Genomic DNA, 18,756 nt, shown 5'->3' on the forward strand with positions numbered 1-18,756 from the left:
CATGACGAGATTGGCCAGCCTGCTTTTCGCATGCCTGACTGCGGCCACTTGCGCGCACGCCGACGAGCCGCTCATCTTCACGACCGAAGCCTATCCGCCCTTCAGCTTCCGCGAGCAAGACGGCACCAATCGCGGCGGCGGAATCGATCAGCTCAAGGCGATGATTGAGGAGATCGGGCGACCGTACGATATCCAGATCATGCCCTGGGCCCGGGCTATCGCACTCGCCGAGACGCAACCGATGCACTGCGTCTTCGCCGCAGCCCGCACGCCGGAGCGCGAAGGGCGCTTCAAGTGGGTCATCCCGCTCTTCGTCAACCGCAGCATTCTGGTGGCGCGAGAGGATTCACCATGACCGACATCAGCTTGGAAGATGCCGAAAGCTACCTCGTCGGCACGCACCGCGCCGACTACACGGAGGCCCTGCTGGAGCGCCTCGGCTTTCCCCTCATCGATGTCAGCGCCGATTTCGAGACGAATGTCCGCAAGCTGATTGAAAAGCGCATCGTGCTGATGCCGATGTCGGAAGGTATCTTCGCGGACATGCTCGCCAAGCGCGCGCAGATCAGGGAAGTTGCCACGCTCGACCTTCAGCCTCTCGGTTTCGCCTGCAACCCGACCTTGTCCGATGCACTGATCGCGAAGATGCAGGCAGTCCTTGACCGGCTGGTTGCCAGCGGCGAACAGGATCGCATCCTCTCCTCCTACGGAATCGTCCAGCCGAAGTGACACGCCCTGAAACGGATTGACTTCCGCAGCCGTTCGGGGTGGAGAGACCTTCGGATCATCGCAAACGGGTACAGAACGACATGCTGATCATCGCGGGCCTCGGCAATCCGGGCGGAAAATATGCCGGCAACCGTCACAACATCGGCTTCATGGCAATTGACGCCTTGCAGCGACGGGCAAGCTTCGGATCGTGGTCGAAGAAATTCAAGGCGGAGATTTCCGAGGGAGAGATCGCCGGCGAAAAGGTCCTGCTGATGAAGCCGCAGACCTTCATGAACCTGTCGGGAGAGGCAGTCGGCGAAGCCATGCGCTTCTACAAGCTCGGGCCGGAGAACATCATCGCCATCTACGACGAACTGGACCTGGCGCCGGGAAAGGCGCGTCTGAAGACCGGCGGCGGTCATGGTGGCCACAACGGCGTGAAGTCGCTCGATGCCCATTGCGGCAAGGACTACCGGCGCCTGCGTCTGGGGATCGGCCACCCGGGTTCGAAGGAGCTGGTTCATAACCACGTGCTTGGCGACTTCGCCAAGGCGGATCAGGCATGGCTTGAGCCGCTTCTGGATGCGCTTGCCGACAATGCCGAAATGCTGGTTCGCGGCGAGGACTCGCAGTTTCTCAACAAGCTGGCGCTCGCAACGGGCGACAAGGCCGACGAGCCTAAAGCGAAGCCAATGAAGAAGCCGGCCGAGCAGTCCCACATCCGTCAGGCACGCGGCGGCGCTGCCAAGCCTGCCTTGCCCACGACAGGGCCGATGGCGGAGATGCTGAGGAAGATGTTCGGCGGCAAGGGCGATTGAGCACCGTGTGGAGTGTCTGCTGCTACCTCCCTCGCCGGCCGCACTGATCACTCCTCAGGTTCTGCCGTGAACATCAGGGGAAAGCCCGCCTGCTTGGCGAGATCTACGGCTTCCTTGGACTTGGTCTCGGCAATATCCTTGGCGCAGACCACCACGACAGCAGTGCCCATCCGGTGCGCCGTCAGCATCACACGATAGCCCGCCTCCTCACTCATCCTGAAGACCGACTTCAGCACCATCACCACGAATTCGCGAGGTGTATAGTCGTCGTTGACCAGGATGACCTTGTAGAGCTTGGGCCGCTCCAGCTTCGGCTTGGACTTTGTCGTGGGAAGAAGGACAGTGTCGTCGTTGGTCGGCATGCAAGCCTCGCGATGACGGTGATCAGGAGAGGATCATTATCGCATCCGCCTTGACGACGATCAAGCGGACGCTCGATGTGACCTGTCCTACCCGGGCTTGACCCCTCACCCGGTTTATCCCATAGCCAACGCAACGATCGTTCAAGCACGGATATTTCTACCGATGGGTTTCAAATGCGGCATCGTGGGCCTGCCGAATGTCGGCAAGTCGACGCTCTTCAATGCTCTGACAAAGACGGCTGCGGCACAGGCCGCCAACTATCCCTTCTGCACCATCGAGCCGAACACGGGTGAGGTCGCGGTTCCCGATCCGCGCATGAAGAAGCTTGCCGACATTGCCAAGTCGAAGGAGATCATCCCGACCCGAATTTCCTTCGTCGACATCGCCGGCCTCGTCCGCGGCGCCTCCAAGGGCGAAGGCCTCGGCAATCAGTTCCTCGCCAACATCCGCGAGGTGGATGCCGTCGTCCACGTGCTGCGCTGCTTCGAGGACTCCGACATTACCCATGTCGAAGGCCGCATAGATCCGGTCGCCGACGCCGAGACCATCGAGACGGAGCTGATGCTCGCCGATCTCGATAGCCTGGAGCGCCGCACGGAGCAGACGCGCAAGCGTGCGACCGGCAAGGACAAGGAATCCATGGCGCAGCTGCCGATCATGGAGCGCTCGCTCGAACTCCTGCGCGACGGCAAGCCGGTACGCACCATGCTGAAGGACCTCGATGCGGACGAGACCCGCATCCTGCAGGGCCTCAACCTCCTGACCTCGCACCCGGTCCTCTACGTCTGCAACGTCGCCGAGGGCGATGCCGCCACGGGCAACGAGTTCACTGCCAAGGTCGAGACGATGGCCAAGGTTCAGGGAGCCGAGATCGTCGTGATTTCAGCCGCAATCGAGTCCGAGGTCGCTCAGCTCCCCGATGAGGAAGCCGCGGAATTTCTCTCCTCGCTTGGCTTGGAAGAAGCCGGTCTCGACCGCTTGATCCGCGCCGGATACAAGCTCCTGGACCTCATCACCTACTTCACCGTCGGGCCGAAGGAGACGCGTGCCTGGACCATCGAGCGCGGCACCAAGGCACCACAGGCGGCCGGCGTCATCCACTCGGATTTTGAGCGTGGCTTCATCCGCGCCAACACCATCGCCTATGACGACTTTATTGCCTTTGGTGGAGAAAATGGCGCCAAGGATGCCGGCAAGGCGCGCGACGAAGGCAAGGAATACGTCGTGCAGGACGGCGACGTGATCCACTTCCGCTTCAACACCTGATCCCTCAAACGAGCGATCAAAGGGCGCCGCAGGGGTTTGCGGCGCCTTTTCCGTGTGAGCTACGCTCGCTTTGTTGTGCAGGTCGAGATGCCGGCCAGCGAGTAGATTGGGCACATGCCCACGGCGCCGGTCGCCAGCGGGATGATGCCGATCAGCGCATATTAGCGCCAGGCGGAATCGGGGTAGAGGAAGAATAGCGACAGGATCGCGATCCCGACGATGACGCGCAGGATGCGATCGATCGTTCCGACGTTCTTCACCAACATGAGACCCTCCTTTCGGGCTTGTCTACGCGGGCACGGTAGCGCTGCCATCACAGTCGGTGACTAAGTCACCAGTCCCTGTCCCCCGCCCTGCGCCAGCCGCAAGAGATCCTGGCGTGACAGGATCCGGACACGTCCGCGCTCGTTGGCGACGATCCCCTTGGCGGCAAGCGCTTCAAGGCGGCGCGAAACGACTTCTCTCGCTGACCCGATGATAATCGCCAGCTCGTGATGCGTTGCAAGCACGGACTCTCCATCAGCGGTCGAGAAGCGCACGCGCCAACCGCTCCTCAATGCCCGTGAAGGCCACCTGCTCCAGCAGGTTCATCATCTCCTTGAGCCGGGCTGCGAGCGCCATGAACACGAATGCGCGGAAGGCAGCGGAGCCCGCCAGCAGCTTCTCGAACGCCGATTCCGGCACCATCGTGATCACGAGATTGCTTTCGGCGATTGCCTCGCTTGTATAGGCGGCGTCGGCGAACACACCGAGCGTCGTCTGCCCGCAGGTTTCGCCGGGAGGCACAGAATAGAGCAGCATTTCACGGCCAGTCCTCCCTGTCAGGTAGACGTCCACCCGCCCCGACAACACCACGATGAAGGCTTGCGAGCGATCTATGGGCCGAAACAGCACCGTCCCACGACGCATCTGCACGGGGCGAATGCCTTCCAGAAGCGCCCGTGCCTCCTTCTCCAGGGAAGCGGGGAAAACCGCGCTCTTCAGCCAACCGCTCATTTCAGCTCCTTGAATTTGCTGGCTCTGCTGGTCATTGTGCGGCCTAAGAGTCGGAGGAACCATGCGCATGGTCAAAGCGCGCTATTACTACGAGGATTTTTCCGAGGGGCTTTCCTTGCCGCTTGCAAGCCGCCAGGTGACCGCAGAGGAGATCGTCACCTTCGCATCTGAATTCGACCCGCAGCCTATGCATCTGTCGGAAGAGGCCGGCCGGGCGAGCATCCTCGGCGGCCTTTCGGCCTCCGGCTGGCATACCGCCAGCCTATTCATGCGCATGATGTATGACGGGTGGCTGCACGAAGCGGCATCGGAAGGCTCGCCCGGCATTGATTTCATGGAGTGGAAGAAGCCGGTCCTCGCCGGAGACACTCTTTCCGGGCGATCGACCGTGGCCGCGTCCCGCCTTCTGCGCTCGCGGCCGGGCATCGGTCTCGTCCGTTTCCTGCATGAGGTCGAAAATCAGAAAGGCATATTGGTGATGCGCGGCGAAAACCCGATCATGATCCGCCGCCGGCCGGACTTGGAGGCAGGCGCATGAGGCTGATCGAGTTGTCGCCGCCGGGCAAAAGGGTCATCACTGGCACTATGCTGTTTACCGCCGAAGACATCATTCGGTTCGCAAAGCAGTTCGATCCGCAGCCCTTCCACGTCGATGCCGAAGCGGCGAGGAACTACGTCTTCGGCAGCCTCTGTGCCTCCGGCTGGCACACCTGCGCCGGCTGGATGAAGATGTTCATGGAGTACTGGACTGCCGAAATGAAGCGCCTTTCGCAAGAAGGCATAAGGCCCCCGCAACTCGGTCCTTCCGCAGGCTTCAAGACGCTGCAGTGGATGAAGCCAGTCTATGTCGGAGACAACATCACCTATTCGGTCGAACTGATCGAGAGCCGCCCGGTTGTCTCGCGGCCGGGCACCTGGATCAACATCACGTCGAACGATGGCGTCAACCAGCATGGCGAGGTAGTGATGCGCTACGAGGGCACCGTCCTGGAATTCGGCTGAACTGTCGTCGCTACCGGTAGCTCCGGGCTTAGTGTCCGGAGAAGGCCATCAACGTCCTGACCTCGACGCCGAGGTCCTCGAGCTTCCGGCGACCGCCTAGATCCGGCAGATCGATGACGAAGCAGGCAGAAACGATCTCGGCTCCCTGCTGGCGCAGCAGCTTCACCGCACCCTCCGCCGTACCACCGGTCGCAATCAGGTCATCCGTCAGGATCACCTTCTCGCCCGGCTTTACCGCATCCACATGCATCTCCATCTCGTCGACGCCATACTCGAGGCTGTAGGCAATGCGCACCGTCGCGTGCGGCAGCTTCCCCTTCTTGCGGATTGGCACGAAACCGGCTGACAACTGGTGCGCCAGGGCGCCCCCAAGGATGAACCCCCTTGCCTCGACGCCGGCGATCTTGTCGACGCCAAGCCCCGTATAGGGTCGCACCAGTTCGTCCACCGCCTGGCGGAATGCCACGGCATCGCCCAGAAGGGTCGTGATGTCACGGAAGATGATACCCGGCTTCGGATAATCGTGGATCGAACGGACGGCGGTGGAAAGGTCGATTGGCTTGGTCATGATGGTCCCGTGGCTGGACTGATGGGGATCGGGCGAGACCCTAGCAAGCGAAAGGTACCTCCCCAACAAAAAAGGCGGCCCGAGGACCGCCTTTTTCTGGATCGAGGCGAGGCCTCAATGTTCCTTGTTCGAGTAGACCGACTTCTTCGTCAGGTAGATGAGGCCGGTGAAGATCACCAGGAACACCATGACCATGAAGCCGGTACGCTTGCGCTCTTCGAGATGCGGTTCGGCGGCCCACATCAGGAACGCCGAGATGTCCTTGGCGTACTGGTCCAGCGTTTCCGGTGCGCCGTCATCATAAGTCACCTGCCCGTCCGACAGCGGCGGCGCCATGGCGAGCGCGGCCGCGGCGATGAAGTGCGGATTGTAATAGGTGCCCTCCGGCACTTCCAGACCTTCCGGCGGCTCTTCATAGCCGGTCAGGAGCGAGTAGATGTAGTCCGGCCCGCCTTCCTGATACTGCGTGAAGATGTCGAAGACGAACTGCGGGAAGCCGCGGGTCACGCCGCGCGCCTTCGCGATCAGCGAGAAGTCCGGAGGTGCTGCACCATTGTTGGAGGCAGCAGCAGCCTGCGCGTTTGCGAACGGCGCAGGGAAGTGGTCCGAAGGTACGGCCGTGCGCTCATACATGTCGCCGGCATCGTTCGGACCATCAGTGACCTGGTAGTTCGCCGCAAAAGCCTTCACCTGCTCTTCCGAGTAACCCAGCTCTTCCAGGCTGCGGAAGGAAACAAGGGTCATGGAGTGGCAGGCGGAACAGACTTCCGTGTAGATCTTCAGGCCGCGCTGCAGCTGCCCCTTGTCGTAGTGGCCGAAGGGGCCGGCGAAGCTCCAGTCGAGCTCCGTCGGGTGCTTCAGCGGATAGTGCGGCGTTGCACCCTCGGCATGGGCTTCGCCTTCCGCCGCATGCTCATCCTGAGCCAATGCGGCGGCACCTACGCCCAGCCCTGCCACGAAGGCCAGCGAAAGGATGCTTGCAACAAGCTTTTTCATACTCTTAATCCCTCTCGGTCGCGGCGGTCAGGCGCTGGCTTCGCCAGGCTTGAGCTTTTCCATGTCGGACTTGTTTTTCTTGGCCAGGACCGCCTCGGTGATCGAGTTCGGAATGCGCCGCGGCGTCTCGAAGAGGCCGAGCAGCGGCATGATGACCAGGAAGAAGCCGAAGTAGTACAGCGTGCCGAGCTGGGACAGGATGACGTAGATACCTTCCGCCGGCATGGCGCCCAGCCAGCCAAGCAGAATGGCATCGGCAACGAAGAGCCAGAAGAAGAGCTTGTACCACGGACGGTAGACGGCGGACCGAACCTTCGACGTATCCAGCCACGGCAGGAAGAACAGGATGATGATCGAGCCGAACATCACCAGAACGCCGCCAAGCTTGGAGTCGATCGGGCCGATATTGAAGGTGATGGCGCGCAGCATCGCGTAGAACGGCAGGTAGTACCATTCCGGAACGATGTGAGCCGGCGTCTTCAACGGGTCAGCCGGGATGTAGTTGTCCGGGTGGCCGAGATAGTTCGGCATGTAGAAGATGAACCAGGCGAAAGCGATCAGGAAGACCGACACGCCAAGAGCGTCCTTCAGCGTCGCATAGGGCGTGAAGGCGACGGTATCTGTCTTGGTCTTCACTTCGACGCCGGTCGGGTTCGTCTGGCCGGTGACGTGCAGCGCCCAGATGTGCAGGACGACGACGCCCGCGATCATGAACGGCAGCAGATAGTGCAGCGAGAAGAAGCGGTTCAGCGTCGGCTGGTCGACAGCAAAGCCCCCGAGGAGGAACTGCTGGATCCACTCGCCGACCAGAGGGAAGGCGGAGAAGAAGCCAGTGATGACGGTCGCGCCCCAGAAGGACATCTGACCCCAGGGCAGAACGTAGCCCATGAAGCCGGTCGCCATCATCAGGAGGTAGATGACCACGCCGAGGATCCAGAGGATTTCGCGCGGCGCCTTGTACGAGCCGTAGTAGAGGCCACGGGCAATGTGGAGATAGACGGCAATGAAGAAGAACGACGCGCCGTTGGCGTGCATGTAGCGCAGCAGCCAACCGTGGTTGACGTCGCGCATGATCTTCTCGACTGAATTGAAGGCGACCGTTGTTTCCGCGGCATAGTGCATGGCAAGCACGACGCCCGACAGGATCTGGACGATCAGCATCACCGACAGCATGGCGCCGAAGGTGTAGGTATAGTTTAGATTGCGGGGAACGGGATAGGCAACGAAGCTGTCATGGAGCATCCGCGGCAAGGGCAGCCGCGAGTCGATCCATTTCTCGATACCGCTCGATGGTTGATAGGTAGAATGACCGCTCATTTAGAAGAACCCCTCACCCGATCTGGATCACTGTGTCGGACGTAAACGCGAAAGTCGGAATAGCCAGGTTCTGAGGCGCCGGGCCCTTACGGATACGGCCTGCCGTATCGTAATGCGAGCCGTGGCATGGACAGAACCATCCGCCGAAATCACCAGCCTGGCCGAGCGGTACGCAGCCGAGATGGGTGCAGGAGCCGATCATAACGATCCAGTTCTCCTTGCCCTCGCCGGCAGAGCGCGCAAGATCGGTCGCCGGAGCGGCCCCATCGATGTTGGCGTTACGAGCGATCGGATCCTTGAGCTCTGCAAGCTCGACGCCCGTCGCTTCTTCGATTTCCTGCTCCGTGCGGTTGCGGATGAACACGGGCTTGCCCCGCCACTTGACCGTCAGCGACATGCCCGGCTCGAGCGCCGACACGTCGACCTCGATCGAGGCGAGCGCCAGGGTGGATGCATCCGGACGCATCTGGTCGATGAAGGGCCACGCCACGGCTGCAGCGCCGACGGCACCGGCCATGCCCGTCGTCAGGTAAAGGAAATCACGGCGAGTGGGCTCGCCCAGTGTTTCGCTGTGTGTCTCGTGCTCGCTCACGGCTCAAACATCCTTCTCACGCATTTCGCGAAAAACCGCATCTGCCCCCTGCCGGCTCGTCGCTCTGGTCACAATTGGAACACAGATTCCCCGGCAATTCGGCGCCTTCTATGCTTGATCGCAAAATATGTCCAGCCTTGGCAAGAGCATAGAGCCCAGTTTGTCGCGGCAATTCATGCAGTGTCCAGAGGCCTCCAAGGCGTGCTCCAGATCATCGTCTAGATACCCCTTTCAAAGGGAAGCGCAAGCGCTGCTGTCGTACCTTGTGGGGCATTAACCGGCCCGCTGTGTTCCGATTGTCCCAAGGCGCAGCCTGTGATACCTCCGCTGCGGCGACGACCGTTGGGACGGGCTGGATGAGAGAGTTTCTATCGGTTGCGATCTGCGTCATCGTGTCGCTCGTGCTTTTCGCAATGGGCACGCGCTTCGTCAGCGACATCTGGATCTTCGCGACCATCCACAGCCTTCAACTGCATCTTTCCATCGCATGCTCCCTGGCACTGCTTGCGGCATTGCTTCTGAGGCGCGGGATCCTTCCGTTCGCATTGCTGCTCGTTTCGCTCTCCTTCCTTGAACACTCCATCTGGATGAGCCGGCAGTTTGCGCAGGAGCCCAACCCCGCGGCTCCGGTGGCTTCCCTTCGCCTGATGTCCTTCAACATCCTCATGGACAACCTTGAGAATGGACCAGCCATCCGCGACCTGATCCTCTCGTCCGGGGCAGACGTCGTGAATGTCATGGAAGCCGAGCCGCTGAGGCCGCATCTGCAGGAATTGGCAACGGTCTATCCGTACCGGATCGGCTGCGGCGAGTTGACCCGCGGTTGCGACCTGATGATGCTCTCCAAGCTTCCCCTCGCAAAGAGAACAATCGCCAGCCTCAGCGATATCTTCGCAGAGCGGCTGATGCTGGCACAGGTCGCCGTTTCTGAACAGCCTCTCTATCTGGCGGCAATTCACACCACGAAGCCCTACTTCGACGGGTTCCAGGCGCACGAATTGGCGAATGCAGCGGAGTTGCTGAACGGACTTCAGGGCCCCGTGATCCTGTCGGGAGATTTCAACGCCTCGAGCATCTCGCCGAATGTCCGCCGCTTCCTCCGGCAGACGGGCCTGAGATCCGCAGACTACGAACCTGCCACCTGGCCGACGGAGCTCGGCTGGGCAGGTGTGGCGATCGACCACATCTTCGTGCGCCCGCCGCTTGCGATCTCGTCGCTCCAGCGCCTGCCGGATTCACTCGGCTCTAACCATTATGGGCTCGTGGCGCAGATCGCCGTTCCGCAGGATTAGAGGCTACTGCGCCGCATCGGCCGCCAGGAAGCCGCCAGACTGCCTTGCCCACAGGTCGGCATAGATCCCATTCGCTGCAACAAGCTCGTTGTGCGTCCCCTGCTCCACGATGCGGCCCTTGTCCATCACGATCAGTCTGTCGAGCGCTGCAATGGTCGACAGGCGGTGGGCGATCGCCAGAACCGTCTTCCCCTGCATCAGCCGGACGAGGTTCGACTGGATGACCGCCTCCACCTCCGAATCCAGCGCCGACGTGGCCTCATCCAGCACGAGGATCGGGGCGTTCTTCAGCATCACGCGGGCGATGGCGATCCGCTGCCTCTGCCCGCCCGAAAGCTTCACCCCACGTTCGCCGACATGGGCGTCATATCCCTTGCGGCCGCGCTGATCCTCCAGCCCCATGATGAAATCGTCCGCCTCCGCGCGCTGTGCGGCCAGCCGAAACTGCTCTTCTGTCGCATCGGGGCGACCGAACAGCACGTTGTCGCGGATCGAGCGGTGCAGGAGGGATGTGTCCTGCGTCACCATACCGATCTGCGCCCGAAGCGATTCCTGCGTGACCTCGGCAATATCCTGCCCGTCGATCAGGATTCGGCCGGACTCGATGTCGTAGAAGCGCAGGAGGAGGTTCACCAGCGTCGACTTCCCCGCCCCGGACCGGCCAACGATGCCGATCTTCTCGCCGGGCCGGATCTCCAGCGACAGGTCACGAATAACGTCCTTGCCGTTGCCGTAGTCGAAGCTGACCTTATCGAAGCGGATCTCCGGCACCCGCACCGCCAGTGCCTTTGCGCCGGGGGCGTCGACGAGATTGATCGGCTGGGAGATCAGATCGGCAGAGTTCTGGATGGTGCCGATGTTGCGCATCAGCCCGTTCAGCTGCGTCATCAGCCGCCCGAGCAGGAAGTTTAGCCTCAGCATCAGCGCCAGCGTGAAAGCAACGGCGCCCGAGCTAATCAGCCCGCCGAGCCACAGGTGAATGCTGAGGCCGGCCATCGTCACAATCATGATGCTGGAGAGGAGCGCCATTGATGCCCGCACACCCGTCAGCATCCGCGTGAAGCGCAGGATCGTCTGCTGAAAGCTCTCGAAGCCGCCGCGCATGTAGCGGTCGTTCGCCTCGTCGCTGCCAAAAAGCTTCAGCGTCTGGATGTTGGAATAGGCATCAACCATACGGCCGTTGATCATCGAACCAGCTTCTGCAGAAAGCCGGGCGTTCTCCCGGATCCTGGGGACGAAGTAGCGCGCCAACGCGGCAAACACAGCAAGCCAGACCAATACGACACCGGCCATCCTGAGGTCGAGCTGCGCCACCAGCACCAGGGTGGACACTGAGTAGATGAGCACGAACCAAACGCTTTCCATCAGCGTCGTCAGCACGTCCCCGGTCGCCTGCCCCGCCGACCACACCTTGGTGACGATCCGGCCGGAAAAATCGTTCTGGAAAAACGACAGCGACTGCCGGGACACATGCAGATAGGACTGCCAGCGGACGAGGTTGTAGAAGCCCGGCGTGATGATCTGCTGGTCGACCAGAGCCGTCAGAAAGGCGATGAGGAAGCGCCCGAGACCAACCACCAGCGCCATCAGCAGCAGCTCTCGGCCGTGCTCGGCCATCAAGCCGCTCCAGCCGTCGGAAGGCTGGATCGTGTCGAGAATGTCGACGAGGCGCCCGACGAACCAGAACATCGCCGCTTCCACCCCGGCTGCAAGCCCACCGAGCACGAGCATCGCGAGGAATGGCGCCTTCGCCTGGCGCACGTAGAACCACACGAAGGATACCAGCCCCTGCGGTGGCTTCACATCATCCCGCCTGTCGAATGGCTGGATCCAGTTCTCGAACGCGCGGAATGTGGCTCTGATCATGGCCCCGATATAGGCCGCGTGGTGAGCGCGGCAAAGGGCAAGGCCTCTTACATTTCCGTAAGGGGGCTTGCAACGGCCCAAAAGGCTGATCGACAGCGCGTGCCTCGTACAGGCGCGACGAGCTGATCAGCTTGATGAATTCTTCTCCGAGAATGTGGTACTCGGCGGAAACCGCCTGCAGGCTCGCAAGCTTAGCCTTCGCCGCAGGATCGGTGACCGCAGAACCGAAGGCACTCAGCGCCTCCCCCCAGCCCGTCCGCGCTTCCTGCAGCTGCTCCAGCGACTGTTTCTTTTCAGCTGGCCGAGCTTGCCGAAAGCGCCATCAAGTAAAGCCGGCGGACGTTGGAGAACTGCCGATCCATATCGGCGATCATCGTCGATTGCTCCAGGCGGCCAGCGTTATTGCCAGCCTGCCTCTCGAGTTCGAGAACGGAACGCACCCCAAGGGCGCCCTGGAGAACCGCAACGACCACTGCCGCAGCGAACAAGGGCCGGAAGAAGGGATTTGATCTTAACGCTTCTCATCATGGAAATCCGGAAAGGAAAAATTGGCGGGAGGTGCCCCGGGCACCATCGTGTTCCTGACAGCTTTGCATAAACAATGCTTTACCGCCGGGTGGCTCCTTTCCCGCAGCCTCGGATAGTCGAGGAGGGGGACGCTTAACAGCAGAAAGCCCGCCCCGTTTCCGGAGCGCGTTTTGTGCTTTCGCCGGTAGCGTCGCTATTCCGCCGCCGCTTCCGCTTTTGCGTCATCGGCCAGGAACCCGCCTGACTGACGGCTCCAGAGATCGGCATAGACGCCGCCGGAAGACGCCAGCTCCTGATGGGTTCCCATCTCGATGATGCGGCCCTTGTCGAGCACGATCAGCCGGTCCATCTCAGTCAGAGTCGACAGGCGGTGGGCAATCGCGATCACAGTCTTGCCCTGCATCAGAGCAAACAGGTTCTCCTGAATCGCTGCCTCGACCTCCGAGTCCAGCGCGGAGGTCGCCTCGTCGAGCACCAGGATCGGCGCGTCCTTGAGGAAGACGCGCGCGATCGCGATCCGCTGCCGCTGCCCGCCCGAAAGCTTCACGCCCCGTTCGCCGACATGCGCATCGAGCCCCACCCGCCCCTGCATGTCGGACAGGCCCTGAATGAACTCCCAGGCATTCGCCCGCTTGGCGGCTTCGATGATCTCCGCGTCACTCGCCGCCGGCTTGCCGTAGGCGATGTTATCGCGGATCGACCGGTGCAGCAGCGACGTGTCCTGTGTCACCACGCCGACCAGCGCCCGCAGGCTTTCCTGCGAAACGGTCGAGATGTCCTGCCCGTCGATCGTGATGCGGCCGGCCTCGAGGTCATAGAAGCGCAGCAGCAGGTTCATCAGCGTCGTCTTGCCCGCACCCGAACGCCCGACAAGCCCGACTTTCTCCCCGGCTGCGATCTCGAGCGTCAGATCCTCGATTACGCCCTTTGCCTTGCCGTAGTGGAAGCGGACGTTGTCGTAGCGGATATGGCCCTTCTGCGTGCGCAGCGGCTGGGCGGCGGGAGCGTCCGTCACCTCGTGCCGCTTGGTCATCATCGACATACCGTCGTAGACGGTGCCGATTGCCTCGAAGAGCGCCGAAACTTCCCACATGATCCACTGCGACATACCGTTGATGCGCATGGCAAGCCCGATCGCAACGGCCACGGACCCGACCGAGACCTCTCCGGTCAGCCAGAAGGCGATGCTGGAGGCCGCCACCGCAAAGATCGTCAGGGCGTTGTTGAGGTCGACGCAGATGTTGAGAAGCGAGATCTGCCGCATCTGGCGGTGCACGGTGCCTAGAAACTCGTCCATGCCCTCGCGCGCATAGCTTTCCTCGCGGCCGGCATGGGAAAACAGCTTCACGGTGCCGATATTCGTGTAGCTGTCGACGATCCGCCCCGTCATCATTGAGCGGGCATCCGCCTGCTCGCTGGAAAGCTTCCGAAGCTTCGGAATGAAATGCCAGAGGATTAGGCTGTAGATCACGAACCATGCCACCAGCGGTACGACCAGCCGCCAGTCGACCACGATCACCAGCGCCAGCATCGAGATGAAAAAGCTGATCGCATAGACGAAGACGTCGATGATTTTCATCACCGTTTCGCGGATCGCAAGCGACGTCTGCATGACCTTGGTCGAAACGCGACCGGCGAACTCGTTGGCAAAGAAGGTCATCGAGTGGCGCAACAGGAAGCGGTGCATCTGCCAGCGTGCGATCATCGGGAAGTTGCCGGCCAGCACCTGGTGCATGGTCAGCGTATGCAGCGCGCCCGTCAGCGGCAGCACCAGCAGAAGAACGGCCGCCATCCAGGCAAGCCGCCCCCCTTCCTGCGCCAGGAAGGTCGCAGGATCCGCGCCGGAAAGCCAGTCGATGATGTTGCCGAGAAACTGGTAGAGGAACACCTCGGCCACCGCGATGACCATGGAGCAGATGCCAAGCACCAGCAGCCAGGGCGCCGTCGGCTTGGTATAATGCCAGCAGAACGCGAAGAGCCCCTTGGGAGGCAGGCTGGGCGGATCGACGGGATAGGGATCGACACGCCGCTCAAACCACGAAAACATTGAATATTCTCCACATGGTCGGCGTCACGGCAGCATCCGTGGAAGCAACGGACGGGGACACGGAAAACTTGAACGCGTGGCCGCACTTGGCCACTTCAGAAACGAAAAGGAAGAGTTGCGGAAACCGCGAGACGCCTTAGGCGGAGGCTGGACGCATCCGGGCCAGAAGGCAGGTACGCACGGCAATATCCATGTAGGCCCCCTGAGGCTGGCGTTGAAGACGCTGAACTTCTACCCCGGATCAGCGAAATTGGAAAGGGCGAAACATCGCATTCCGCGCGAACTACTGTACTCGATCTAGCTGTTGCACCGGGGCCACGGCCTTCGTAGGTAGTCAAACAACGAACTCCGAACTTCACGTCTCCTGCTCATGTCCAATATCCGCATCGCGCTCTACCAACCTGATATTCCAGGCAATACGGGAACGATCCTCCGGCTCGCCGCCTGCCTCGGCATCGGCGTGGACATCATTGAGCCCGCCGGATTCGACATCTCGGACAGGAACCTGAAGCGGGCCAGCATGGATTACCTGTCGAGCGTCGACCTAGTTCGCCATGTCGACTGGAACGCCTTCGAAAGCTGGCGTTCGGGGAGTGGCCGCCGGCTGATCCTGGCGTCAACCAAGGCGGCACTGCCTTACGTCCAGCACGATTTCCGACCGGATGACGTGCTCCTCTTCGGCCGCGAGAGCGCCGGCGTTCCGGATCAGGTGCATCAGGGTGCCGACGCACGCATCCTGATCCCGATGACGGAAGGACAGAGGTCCATCAACGTTGCGATGTCAGCCGCAATGATCGCTGGCGAAGCATTGCGGCAGACCGCCTGGCATTGACCGCAACGTTTCTTCGCAGAAGGTAAAAAAGCAAAACCTTTCCAACGGCCGCGCCTGTCATATTTACTTAGCCGGGCAGAGATCTTAGCCTCTCCTTTCTCGCGACCGCTTCGGAACCCGTCATGCAATCGACGATTGTCATCATCAATCTGTTTGGCGCCGTGGCGCTGCTGCTCTTCGGGCTTGCGCAGGTGAAGGATGGCGTGACGCGTGCATTCGGCCCGCGGCTGCGCACAGGCCTTGCCACCGGCACCCAAAGCGGCCTGCGCTCCTTCGCCTCCGGCTTCGTCGCCACCGTCGCACTGCAGAGCTCCACCGCAACCGCCCTCACTGTGGCCTCTTTTGTGGAGCGCGACCTGATCCGCGCGCGGATGGCGCAGATCGTATTGCTCGGCGCCAATGTCGGTACCGCCGTAACCGCATGGATCGTCGCCACGGGCATCGAATGGCTGTCGCCGCTCCTCATCCTGGCGGGCGTCATCCTTCAACGCGGCGCCTCCACGGCGGGCAAGGGCGGCGGCGCGGCGCTGGTCGGGATCGGCCTCATGCTGCTGTCGCTCTATCTGCTTTCCGCCGCCACGGAACCTATGCGCGAGTCGCCTGCCCTCGCCTCCTTCATCCGGCTGCTCGACGGCGCCTGGCCGGTCGCGATGGCGCTCACGGCCGTACTGGCCGTCGCCTCCTCGTCCAGCCTGGCCGTGGTCGTGCTTGTACTTTCCCTCGCCTCCACCGGCATCCTGTCGACGCCGCTGATCATCGTCCTGATCCTCGGCGCCAACCTCGGCGGCGCAATCCCGCCCGTCCTCGCGACACTGCCGGGACCTGCTTCCGCCCGCCGGATCACCACCGGCAACCTGGTCGTGCGCGCCGTCGGCTGCCTCATTGTACTGCCGCTCGCCGGCGACGTCGCAGCCGGCATTGACCTGCTGCCGCTCGACCGCAATGGCCTGCCGGTCGACGTGCACCTGGCCTTCAACATCGCCCTCGCCTTGCTTGCCTGGCCGTTCTCCGGCCTCCTTTCCGGGACCATGAAGCGGTTGATCCCTTCGCAAGAGGATGCCAACACGGGACCGCAATACCTCGATCCGGATGCGCTCTCGATACCGGTCGTCGCGCTTGCCAACGCGACCCGCGAGGTTCTGGCTGTCGGGGACCTGATCGAGCGCATGCTGATCCGGGTAGAGCACGCGTTTCAGAATAACGACCTCGCTCCTCTGGCAGAGATCGAGACCCTGGAGAGACGCGTGGATCGCATTCAGCAGGACGTGAAGGTCTATCTCTCGAAGCTCGCACACGACGCCGGTGACGGCGAAAACGGTCGCCGGTCGATTGCCATCATTGACTACGTCATCAATCTCGAGCATGTCGGCGACATCGTTGAGAAGGGCCTTTGCGAGGAGGTTCGCAAGAAGGTCTCTCACAATCTGAAGTTCTCGGGAGACGGCTATCGGGAGCTGAAGAACCTCTTCGACCTGACGATCGAAAACCTCAGGACGGCGCAGACCGTCTTCGTCACCGGCGACCTCAACCTCGCGTCGCACCTGATGGAGATCAAGGTGAGTGTGCGCAAGGCGGAAAAGCTGTCGGCCGCGCGCCACCTGAAACGGCTGCGGGATGGCCGGCTGGAGAGCCTGCAGACCAGTTCGCTCCACCTCGACATTCTGCGCGATCTCAAGCGCATCAACGCGCATCTGGTCTCGGTCGCCTACCCCATCCTGGATGACAGCGGTCTGCTGCGCGAAAGCCGGCTGCGCCGCAGCAAGTCCGGCACCTGAGGAAACCCTATCAACTGGTAAGGCTAGTCGGCCGTCGGCAGGCGCCGCATGGTGAACTCGATCTGGTCCCCGTCGAGTTGGCGCCAGCTTTCGACCTCGGTCCAGTAGGCAGCCTTGGGAAAGGCATCGAACCATTCGCGCGCCTTGTTGCGCGCTTCTTCGCGGGGCATGGTAAAGGTCTCGCGCACGAACATGCCGGATGCACGGCCGGCATTCTCCTGGCGATGCCGGTCGATCCTGCGCTTCAAGCCGTCGAGCGGCGGCGTCCTGTATCTCGCCATGCACTCTACCTCTCTGCGATGAAGATAGTGCGCAATTTCCCGCTTTGCGAGTCGCAAACTTCCGCCAGCGAACGCATCTCTATTCCTGCGGTTGGCCCGCGAAAGCCATTGCTGCTAAAGGTTTGTTCTCAACAGGAATCAGTGATCGGGGTGACGTGACGATGGAACGGCCAGTTTTGCCAAAGAACCTGCCGGACGACATCGAGGAGAAGAAGGCGACGGCCCGCGCCTGGTTCGAAAGCCTTCGCGACACGATCTGCGCCTCGTTCGAAGCTCTGGAAGACGAACTGGCCGGCCCTCTCTCCGATCAGCCGCCTGGGCGTTTCGTCGCCAAGGACTGGCAGCGCGACGAAGGCATCGGCGGCGGCGGCCGCATGTCGATGATGGACGGCCGCGTCTTCGAGAAAGTCGGCGTCCACACCTCGACGGTGCACGGCGAGTTCTCGCCAGATTTCCGCAGCCAGATCCCGGGCGCCGATGAGGATCCCCGCTTCTGGGCCTCCGGCATTTCGTTGATCGCGCACCCGGTGAACCCCAACGTTCCTGCAGTGCATATGAACACCCGCATGGTCGTTACTTCCAGTCAGTGGTTCGGCGGGGGCGCGGATCTCACGCCGGTGCTTGATCGCCGCAGAACCCAGACGGACCCGGACACCACCCTCTTCCACCGGGCCATGGAGATCACCTGCCGCCGCCACGAGGCCGTAGCCGATTACGACCGCTACAAGGCCTGGTGCGATGAATACTTCTTCCTGAAGCACCGCAACGAGCCACGCGGCGTGGGTGGCATTTTCTTCGACTGGCTGCATTCGGAAGACGAGCAAGGCGGCTGGGATGCCGACTTCGCCTTTGTGCAGGATGTCGGGCGCGCGTTCAGCATGGTCTACCCGCGCATCGTGCGCTCAAACCTCAACGAAACATGGACGGAAGCCGACCGCGACGAACAGCTGATCCGCCGCGGACGCTACGTCGAATTCAACCTTCTCTACGATCGCGGGACGATCTTCGGCCTGAAGACCGGCGGCAATGTTGAGTCGATCTTATCCTCTCTACCGCCCGTCGTTCGCTGGCCCTGAGAGTTCCCGTAACGCAATATGTCACATTGCTAACATTTGGCATATCCAAGTCCGTTCTTTGATGCTAGCGTCACTTCCATAGCACCGGAGGAGGAACGCGATGATAGCGTCGAATGACATGCCAGTGCCTCAAAAGCCCATGCCCGAAGGAGGTTCGGAGCGGGCTCGCAGGATCGACCGGCCTGAACTGGTCGAAAGGCTCGCCAAGGAGCTTCGTCTCCGCAGCGATCCGGATCTGCCCCACGAAGTCTATGTTGAACAGGTCCGGCGCCAGTTGGCCGGAAGAAGCGGATTGTCCGGGGCGACCGCCCGGGAACAGATCCTTGGAACGCGCAAAATGCCGCTCCAGTCGGCTTCCGTGTTCCGCGCCTGGGCAATGCGCGAATAAAGGCCGGAACCCCTCAAGACCTCTCTTGTTAACCGAGACGGG

The 18,756-nt window shown here is 61.8% G+C and carries 21 protein-coding genes and 1 pseudogene; 11 read left to right on the top strand and 11 right to left on the bottom strand.

Annotated features, from left to right (window positions below; genetic code table 11):
• Window position 1 precedes the first annotated feature (1 nt).
• From MUU54_RS11035 to pth, 3 genes are all read left to right on the top strand, one after another.
• Complete coding sequence (locus MUU54_RS11035) at window positions 2-355, top strand: substrate-binding periplasmic protein (protein WP_247244073.1); 354 nt, start codon at window positions 2-4, stop codon at window positions 353-355.
• Complete coding sequence (locus MUU54_RS11040; protein ID WP_247244074.1) at window positions 352-729, top strand: transporter substrate-binding domain-containing protein; 378 nt, start codon at window positions 352-354, stop codon at window positions 727-729. Before MUU54_RS11035 ends, MUU54_RS11040 begins: the two co-directional genes overlap by 4 nt.
• 80 nt (window positions 730-809) lie before the next feature.
• Window positions 810-1,529: an aminoacyl-tRNA hydrolase gene (gene pth / locus MUU54_RS11045; protein WP_247244075.1), complete on the top strand. Its 720-nt coding sequence runs from the start codon at window positions 810-812 to the stop codon at window positions 1,527-1,529.
• 47 nt (window positions 1,530-1,576) lie between these two features.
• Here pth and clpS read toward each other — a convergent pair whose 3' ends face one another.
• Entirely contained in the window at window positions 1,577-1,891 is a 315-nt protein-coding gene (clpS, locus tag MUU54_RS11050; protein ID WP_247244076.1) for an ATP-dependent Clp protease adapter ClpS, read from the bottom strand.
• Window positions 1,892-2,054: 163 nt separating this feature from the next.
• On the opposite strand from clpS, the gene ychF reads away from it, so the two are divergent.
• Window positions 2,055-3,158 carry a redox-regulated ATPase YchF gene (gene ychF, locus MUU54_RS11055; RefSeq protein WP_247244077.1) on the top strand — a complete coding sequence of 368 codons (1,104 nt, stop codon included), beginning with the start codon at window positions 2,055-2,057 and terminating at the stop codon, window positions 3,156-3,158.
• A gap of 59 nt (window positions 3,159-3,217) precedes the next feature.
• Here the strand turns inward: ychF and MUU54_RS11060 are convergent.
• The 3 genes and pseudogenes from MUU54_RS11060 to MUU54_RS11070 form a co-directional block, all read right to left on the bottom strand.
• Window positions 3,218-3,472, bottom strand: a pseudogene (locus tag MUU54_RS11060) (YgaP family membrane protein).
• A gap of 12 nt (window positions 3,473-3,484) precedes the next feature.
• Window positions 3,485-3,667, bottom strand: a complete 183-nt coding sequence (locus MUU54_RS11065) for a helix-turn-helix domain-containing protein (protein ID WP_247244078.1) — start codon at window positions 3,665-3,667, stop codon at window positions 3,485-3,487.
• A 10-nt stretch (window positions 3,668-3,677) separates the two neighbouring features.
• The gene (locus tag MUU54_RS11070; RefSeq protein WP_247244079.1) at window positions 3,678-4,154 is read right to left on the bottom strand and encodes a Crp/Fnr family transcriptional regulator; all 477 of its coding nucleotides are present in this window, start codon (window positions 4,152-4,154) and stop codon (window positions 3,678-3,680) included.
• Window positions 4,155-4,221: 67 nt separating this feature from the next.
• On the opposite strand from MUU54_RS11070, the gene MUU54_RS11075 reads away from it, so the two are divergent.
• Complete coding sequence (locus MUU54_RS11075) at window positions 4,222-4,692, top strand: MaoC family dehydratase (RefSeq protein ID WP_376742087.1); 471 nt, start codon at window positions 4,222-4,224, stop codon at window positions 4,690-4,692.
• The gene (locus MUU54_RS11080) at window positions 4,689-5,156 is read left to right on the top strand and encodes a MaoC family dehydratase (RefSeq protein ID WP_247244081.1); all 468 of its coding nucleotides are present in this window, start codon (window positions 4,689-4,691) and stop codon (window positions 5,154-5,156) included. Before MUU54_RS11075 ends, MUU54_RS11080 begins: the two co-directional genes overlap by 4 nt.
• Window positions 5,157-5,184: 28 nt before the next feature.
• On the opposite strand, the gene MUU54_RS11085 is transcribed toward MUU54_RS11080, so the two are convergent.
• From MUU54_RS11085 to petA, 4 genes are all read right to left on the bottom strand, one after another.
• A complete protein-coding gene (locus MUU54_RS11085) occupies window positions 5,185-5,724 on the bottom strand; it encodes an adenine phosphoribosyltransferase (protein ID WP_247244082.1) in 540 nt (179 codons plus the stop codon).
• Between the two features lie 114 nt (window positions 5,725-5,838).
• A complete protein-coding gene (locus tag MUU54_RS11090; protein ID WP_247244083.1) occupies window positions 5,839-6,720 on the bottom strand; it encodes a cytochrome c1 in 882 nt (293 codons plus the stop codon).
• Window positions 6,721-6,747: 27 nt separating this feature from the next.
• Window positions 6,748-8,037, bottom strand: a complete 1,290-nt coding sequence (locus MUU54_RS11095; protein WP_247244084.1) for a cytochrome b — start codon at window positions 8,035-8,037, stop codon at window positions 6,748-6,750.
• Window positions 8,038-8,050: 13 nt separating this feature from the next.
• The gene (petA, locus tag MUU54_RS11100; protein WP_247244085.1) at window positions 8,051-8,629 is read right to left on the bottom strand and encodes a ubiquinol-cytochrome c reductase iron-sulfur subunit; all 579 of its coding nucleotides are present in this window, start codon (window positions 8,627-8,629) and stop codon (window positions 8,051-8,053) included.
• A 356-nt stretch (window positions 8,630-8,985) separates the two neighbouring features.
• Between petA and MUU54_RS11105 the strand changes: the two genes are divergently transcribed.
• Entirely contained in the window at window positions 8,986-9,921 is a 936-nt protein-coding gene (locus MUU54_RS11105) for an endonuclease/exonuclease/phosphatase family protein (protein WP_247244086.1), read from the top strand.
• Window positions 9,922-9,924: 3 nt separating this feature from the next.
• On the opposite strand, the gene MUU54_RS11110 is transcribed toward MUU54_RS11105, so the two are convergent.
• A complete protein-coding gene (locus MUU54_RS11110) occupies window positions 9,925-11,787 on the bottom strand; it encodes an ABC transporter ATP-binding protein (protein WP_247244087.1) in 1,863 nt (620 codons plus the stop codon).
• A gap of 721 nt (window positions 11,788-12,508) precedes the next feature.
• Window positions 12,509-14,362 (bottom strand): ABC transporter ATP-binding protein, encoded by a 1,854-nt coding sequence (locus MUU54_RS11115; RefSeq protein ID WP_247244088.1) that lies wholly within the window; start codon window positions 14,360-14,362, stop codon window positions 12,509-12,511.
• Between the two features lie 370 nt (window positions 14,363-14,732).
• Between MUU54_RS11115 and MUU54_RS11120 the strand changes: the two genes are divergently transcribed.
• A complete protein-coding gene (locus MUU54_RS11120; protein ID WP_247244089.1) occupies window positions 14,733-15,194 on the top strand; it encodes a tRNA (cytidine(34)-2'-O)-methyltransferase in 462 nt (153 codons plus the stop codon).
• Window positions 15,195-15,316: 122 nt separating this feature from the next.
• Complete coding sequence (locus MUU54_RS11125) at window positions 15,317-16,969, top strand: Na/Pi cotransporter family protein (RefSeq protein WP_247244090.1); 1,653 nt, start codon at window positions 15,317-15,319, stop codon at window positions 16,967-16,969.
• A gap of 23 nt (window positions 16,970-16,992) precedes the next feature.
• Here the strand turns inward: MUU54_RS11125 and MUU54_RS11130 are convergent, their stop codons facing one another.
• Entirely contained in the window at window positions 16,993-17,250 is a 258-nt protein-coding gene (locus MUU54_RS11130; protein ID WP_247244091.1) for a hypothetical protein, read from the bottom strand.
• A gap of 161 nt (window positions 17,251-17,411) precedes the next feature.
• Here MUU54_RS11130 and hemF point away from each other — a divergent pair, with 161 nt between their 5' ends.
• Both hemF and MUU54_RS11140 read left to right on the top strand, forming a co-directional pair.
• A complete protein-coding gene (gene hemF, locus MUU54_RS11135) occupies window positions 17,412-18,326 on the top strand; it encodes an oxygen-dependent coproporphyrinogen oxidase (protein WP_247244092.1) in 915 nt (304 codons plus the stop codon).
• A 100-nt stretch (window positions 18,327-18,426) separates the two neighbouring features.
• A complete protein-coding gene (locus MUU54_RS11140) occupies window positions 18,427-18,714 on the top strand; it encodes a hypothetical protein (protein ID WP_247244093.1) in 288 nt (95 codons plus the stop codon).
• The last annotated feature ends 42 nt before the right edge of the window (window positions 18,715-18,756 follow it).

Origin of the sequence: Pseudorhizobium tarimense (assembly GCF_022968135.1) — a bacterium.
Lineage (GTDB): Bacteria > Pseudomonadota > Alphaproteobacteria > Rhizobiales > Rhizobiaceae > Neorhizobium > Neorhizobium tarimense.

What these genes read in the sequence shown, in the direction of transcription:
- MUU54_RS11110 (WP_247244087.1), bottom strand. Translation starts at nt 11,787, where the DNA reads ATGATCAGAGCCACATTCCGCGCGTTCGAGAACTGGATCCAGCCATTC.
- MUU54_RS11115 (WP_247244088.1), bottom strand. Translation starts at nt 14,362, where the DNA reads ATGTTTTCGTGGTTTGAGCGGCGTGTCGATCCCTATCCCGTCGATCCG.
- MUU54_RS11080 (WP_247244081.1), top strand. Translation starts at nt 4,689, where the DNA reads ATGAGGCTGATCGAGTTGTCGCCGCCGGGCAAAAGGGTCATCACTGGC.
- MUU54_RS11040 (WP_247244074.1), top strand. Translation starts at nt 352, where the DNA reads ATGACCGACATCAGCTTGGAAGATGCCGAAAGCTACCTCGTCGGCACG.
- MUU54_RS11095 (WP_247244084.1), bottom strand. Translation starts at nt 8,037, where the DNA reads ATGAGCGGTCATTCTACCTATCAACCATCGAGCGGTATCGAGAAATGG.
- MUU54_RS11130 (WP_247244091.1), bottom strand. Translation starts at nt 17,250, where the DNA reads ATGGCGAGATACAGGACGCCGCCGCTCGACGGCTTGAAGCGCAGGATC.
- MUU54_RS11090 (WP_247244083.1), bottom strand. Translation starts at nt 6,720, where the DNA reads ATGAAAAAGCTTGTTGCAAGCATCCTTTCGCTGGCCTTCGTGGCAGGG.
- MUU54_RS11035 (WP_247244073.1), top strand. Translation starts at nt 2, where the DNA reads ATGACGAGATTGGCCAGCCTGCTTTTCGCATGCCTGACTGCGGCCACT.
- MUU54_RS11140 (WP_247244093.1), top strand. Translation starts at nt 18,427, where the DNA reads ATGATAGCGTCGAATGACATGCCAGTGCCTCAAAAGCCCATGCCCGAA.
- MUU54_RS11105 (WP_247244086.1), top strand. Translation starts at nt 8,986, where the DNA reads ATGAGAGAGTTTCTATCGGTTGCGATCTGCGTCATCGTGTCGCTCGTG.
- MUU54_RS11125 (WP_247244090.1), top strand. Translation starts at nt 15,317, where the DNA reads ATGCAATCGACGATTGTCATCATCAATCTGTTTGGCGCCGTGGCGCTG.
- clpS (WP_247244076.1), bottom strand. Translation starts at nt 1,891, where the DNA reads ATGCCGACCAACGACGACACTGTCCTTCTTCCCACGACAAAGTCCAAG.
- pth (WP_247244075.1), top strand. Translation starts at nt 810, where the DNA reads ATGCTGATCATCGCGGGCCTCGGCAATCCGGGCGGAAAATATGCCGGC.
- hemF (WP_247244092.1), top strand. Translation starts at nt 17,412, where the DNA reads ATGGAACGGCCAGTTTTGCCAAAGAACCTGCCGGACGACATCGAGGAG.
- ychF (WP_247244077.1), top strand. Translation starts at nt 2,055, where the DNA reads ATGGGTTTCAAATGCGGCATCGTGGGCCTGCCGAATGTCGGCAAGTCG.
- MUU54_RS11085 (WP_247244082.1), bottom strand. Translation starts at nt 5,724, where the DNA reads ATGACCAAGCCAATCGACCTTTCCACCGCCGTCCGTTCGATCCACGAT.
- MUU54_RS11070 (WP_247244079.1), bottom strand. Translation starts at nt 4,154, where the DNA reads ATGAGCGGTTGGCTGAAGAGCGCGGTTTTCCCCGCTTCCCTGGAGAAG.
- MUU54_RS11120 (WP_247244089.1), top strand. Translation starts at nt 14,733, where the DNA reads ATGTCCAATATCCGCATCGCGCTCTACCAACCTGATATTCCAGGCAAT.
- MUU54_RS11075 (WP_376742087.1), top strand. Translation starts at nt 4,222, where the DNA reads ATGGTCAAAGCGCGCTATTACTACGAGGATTTTTCCGAGGGGCTTTCC.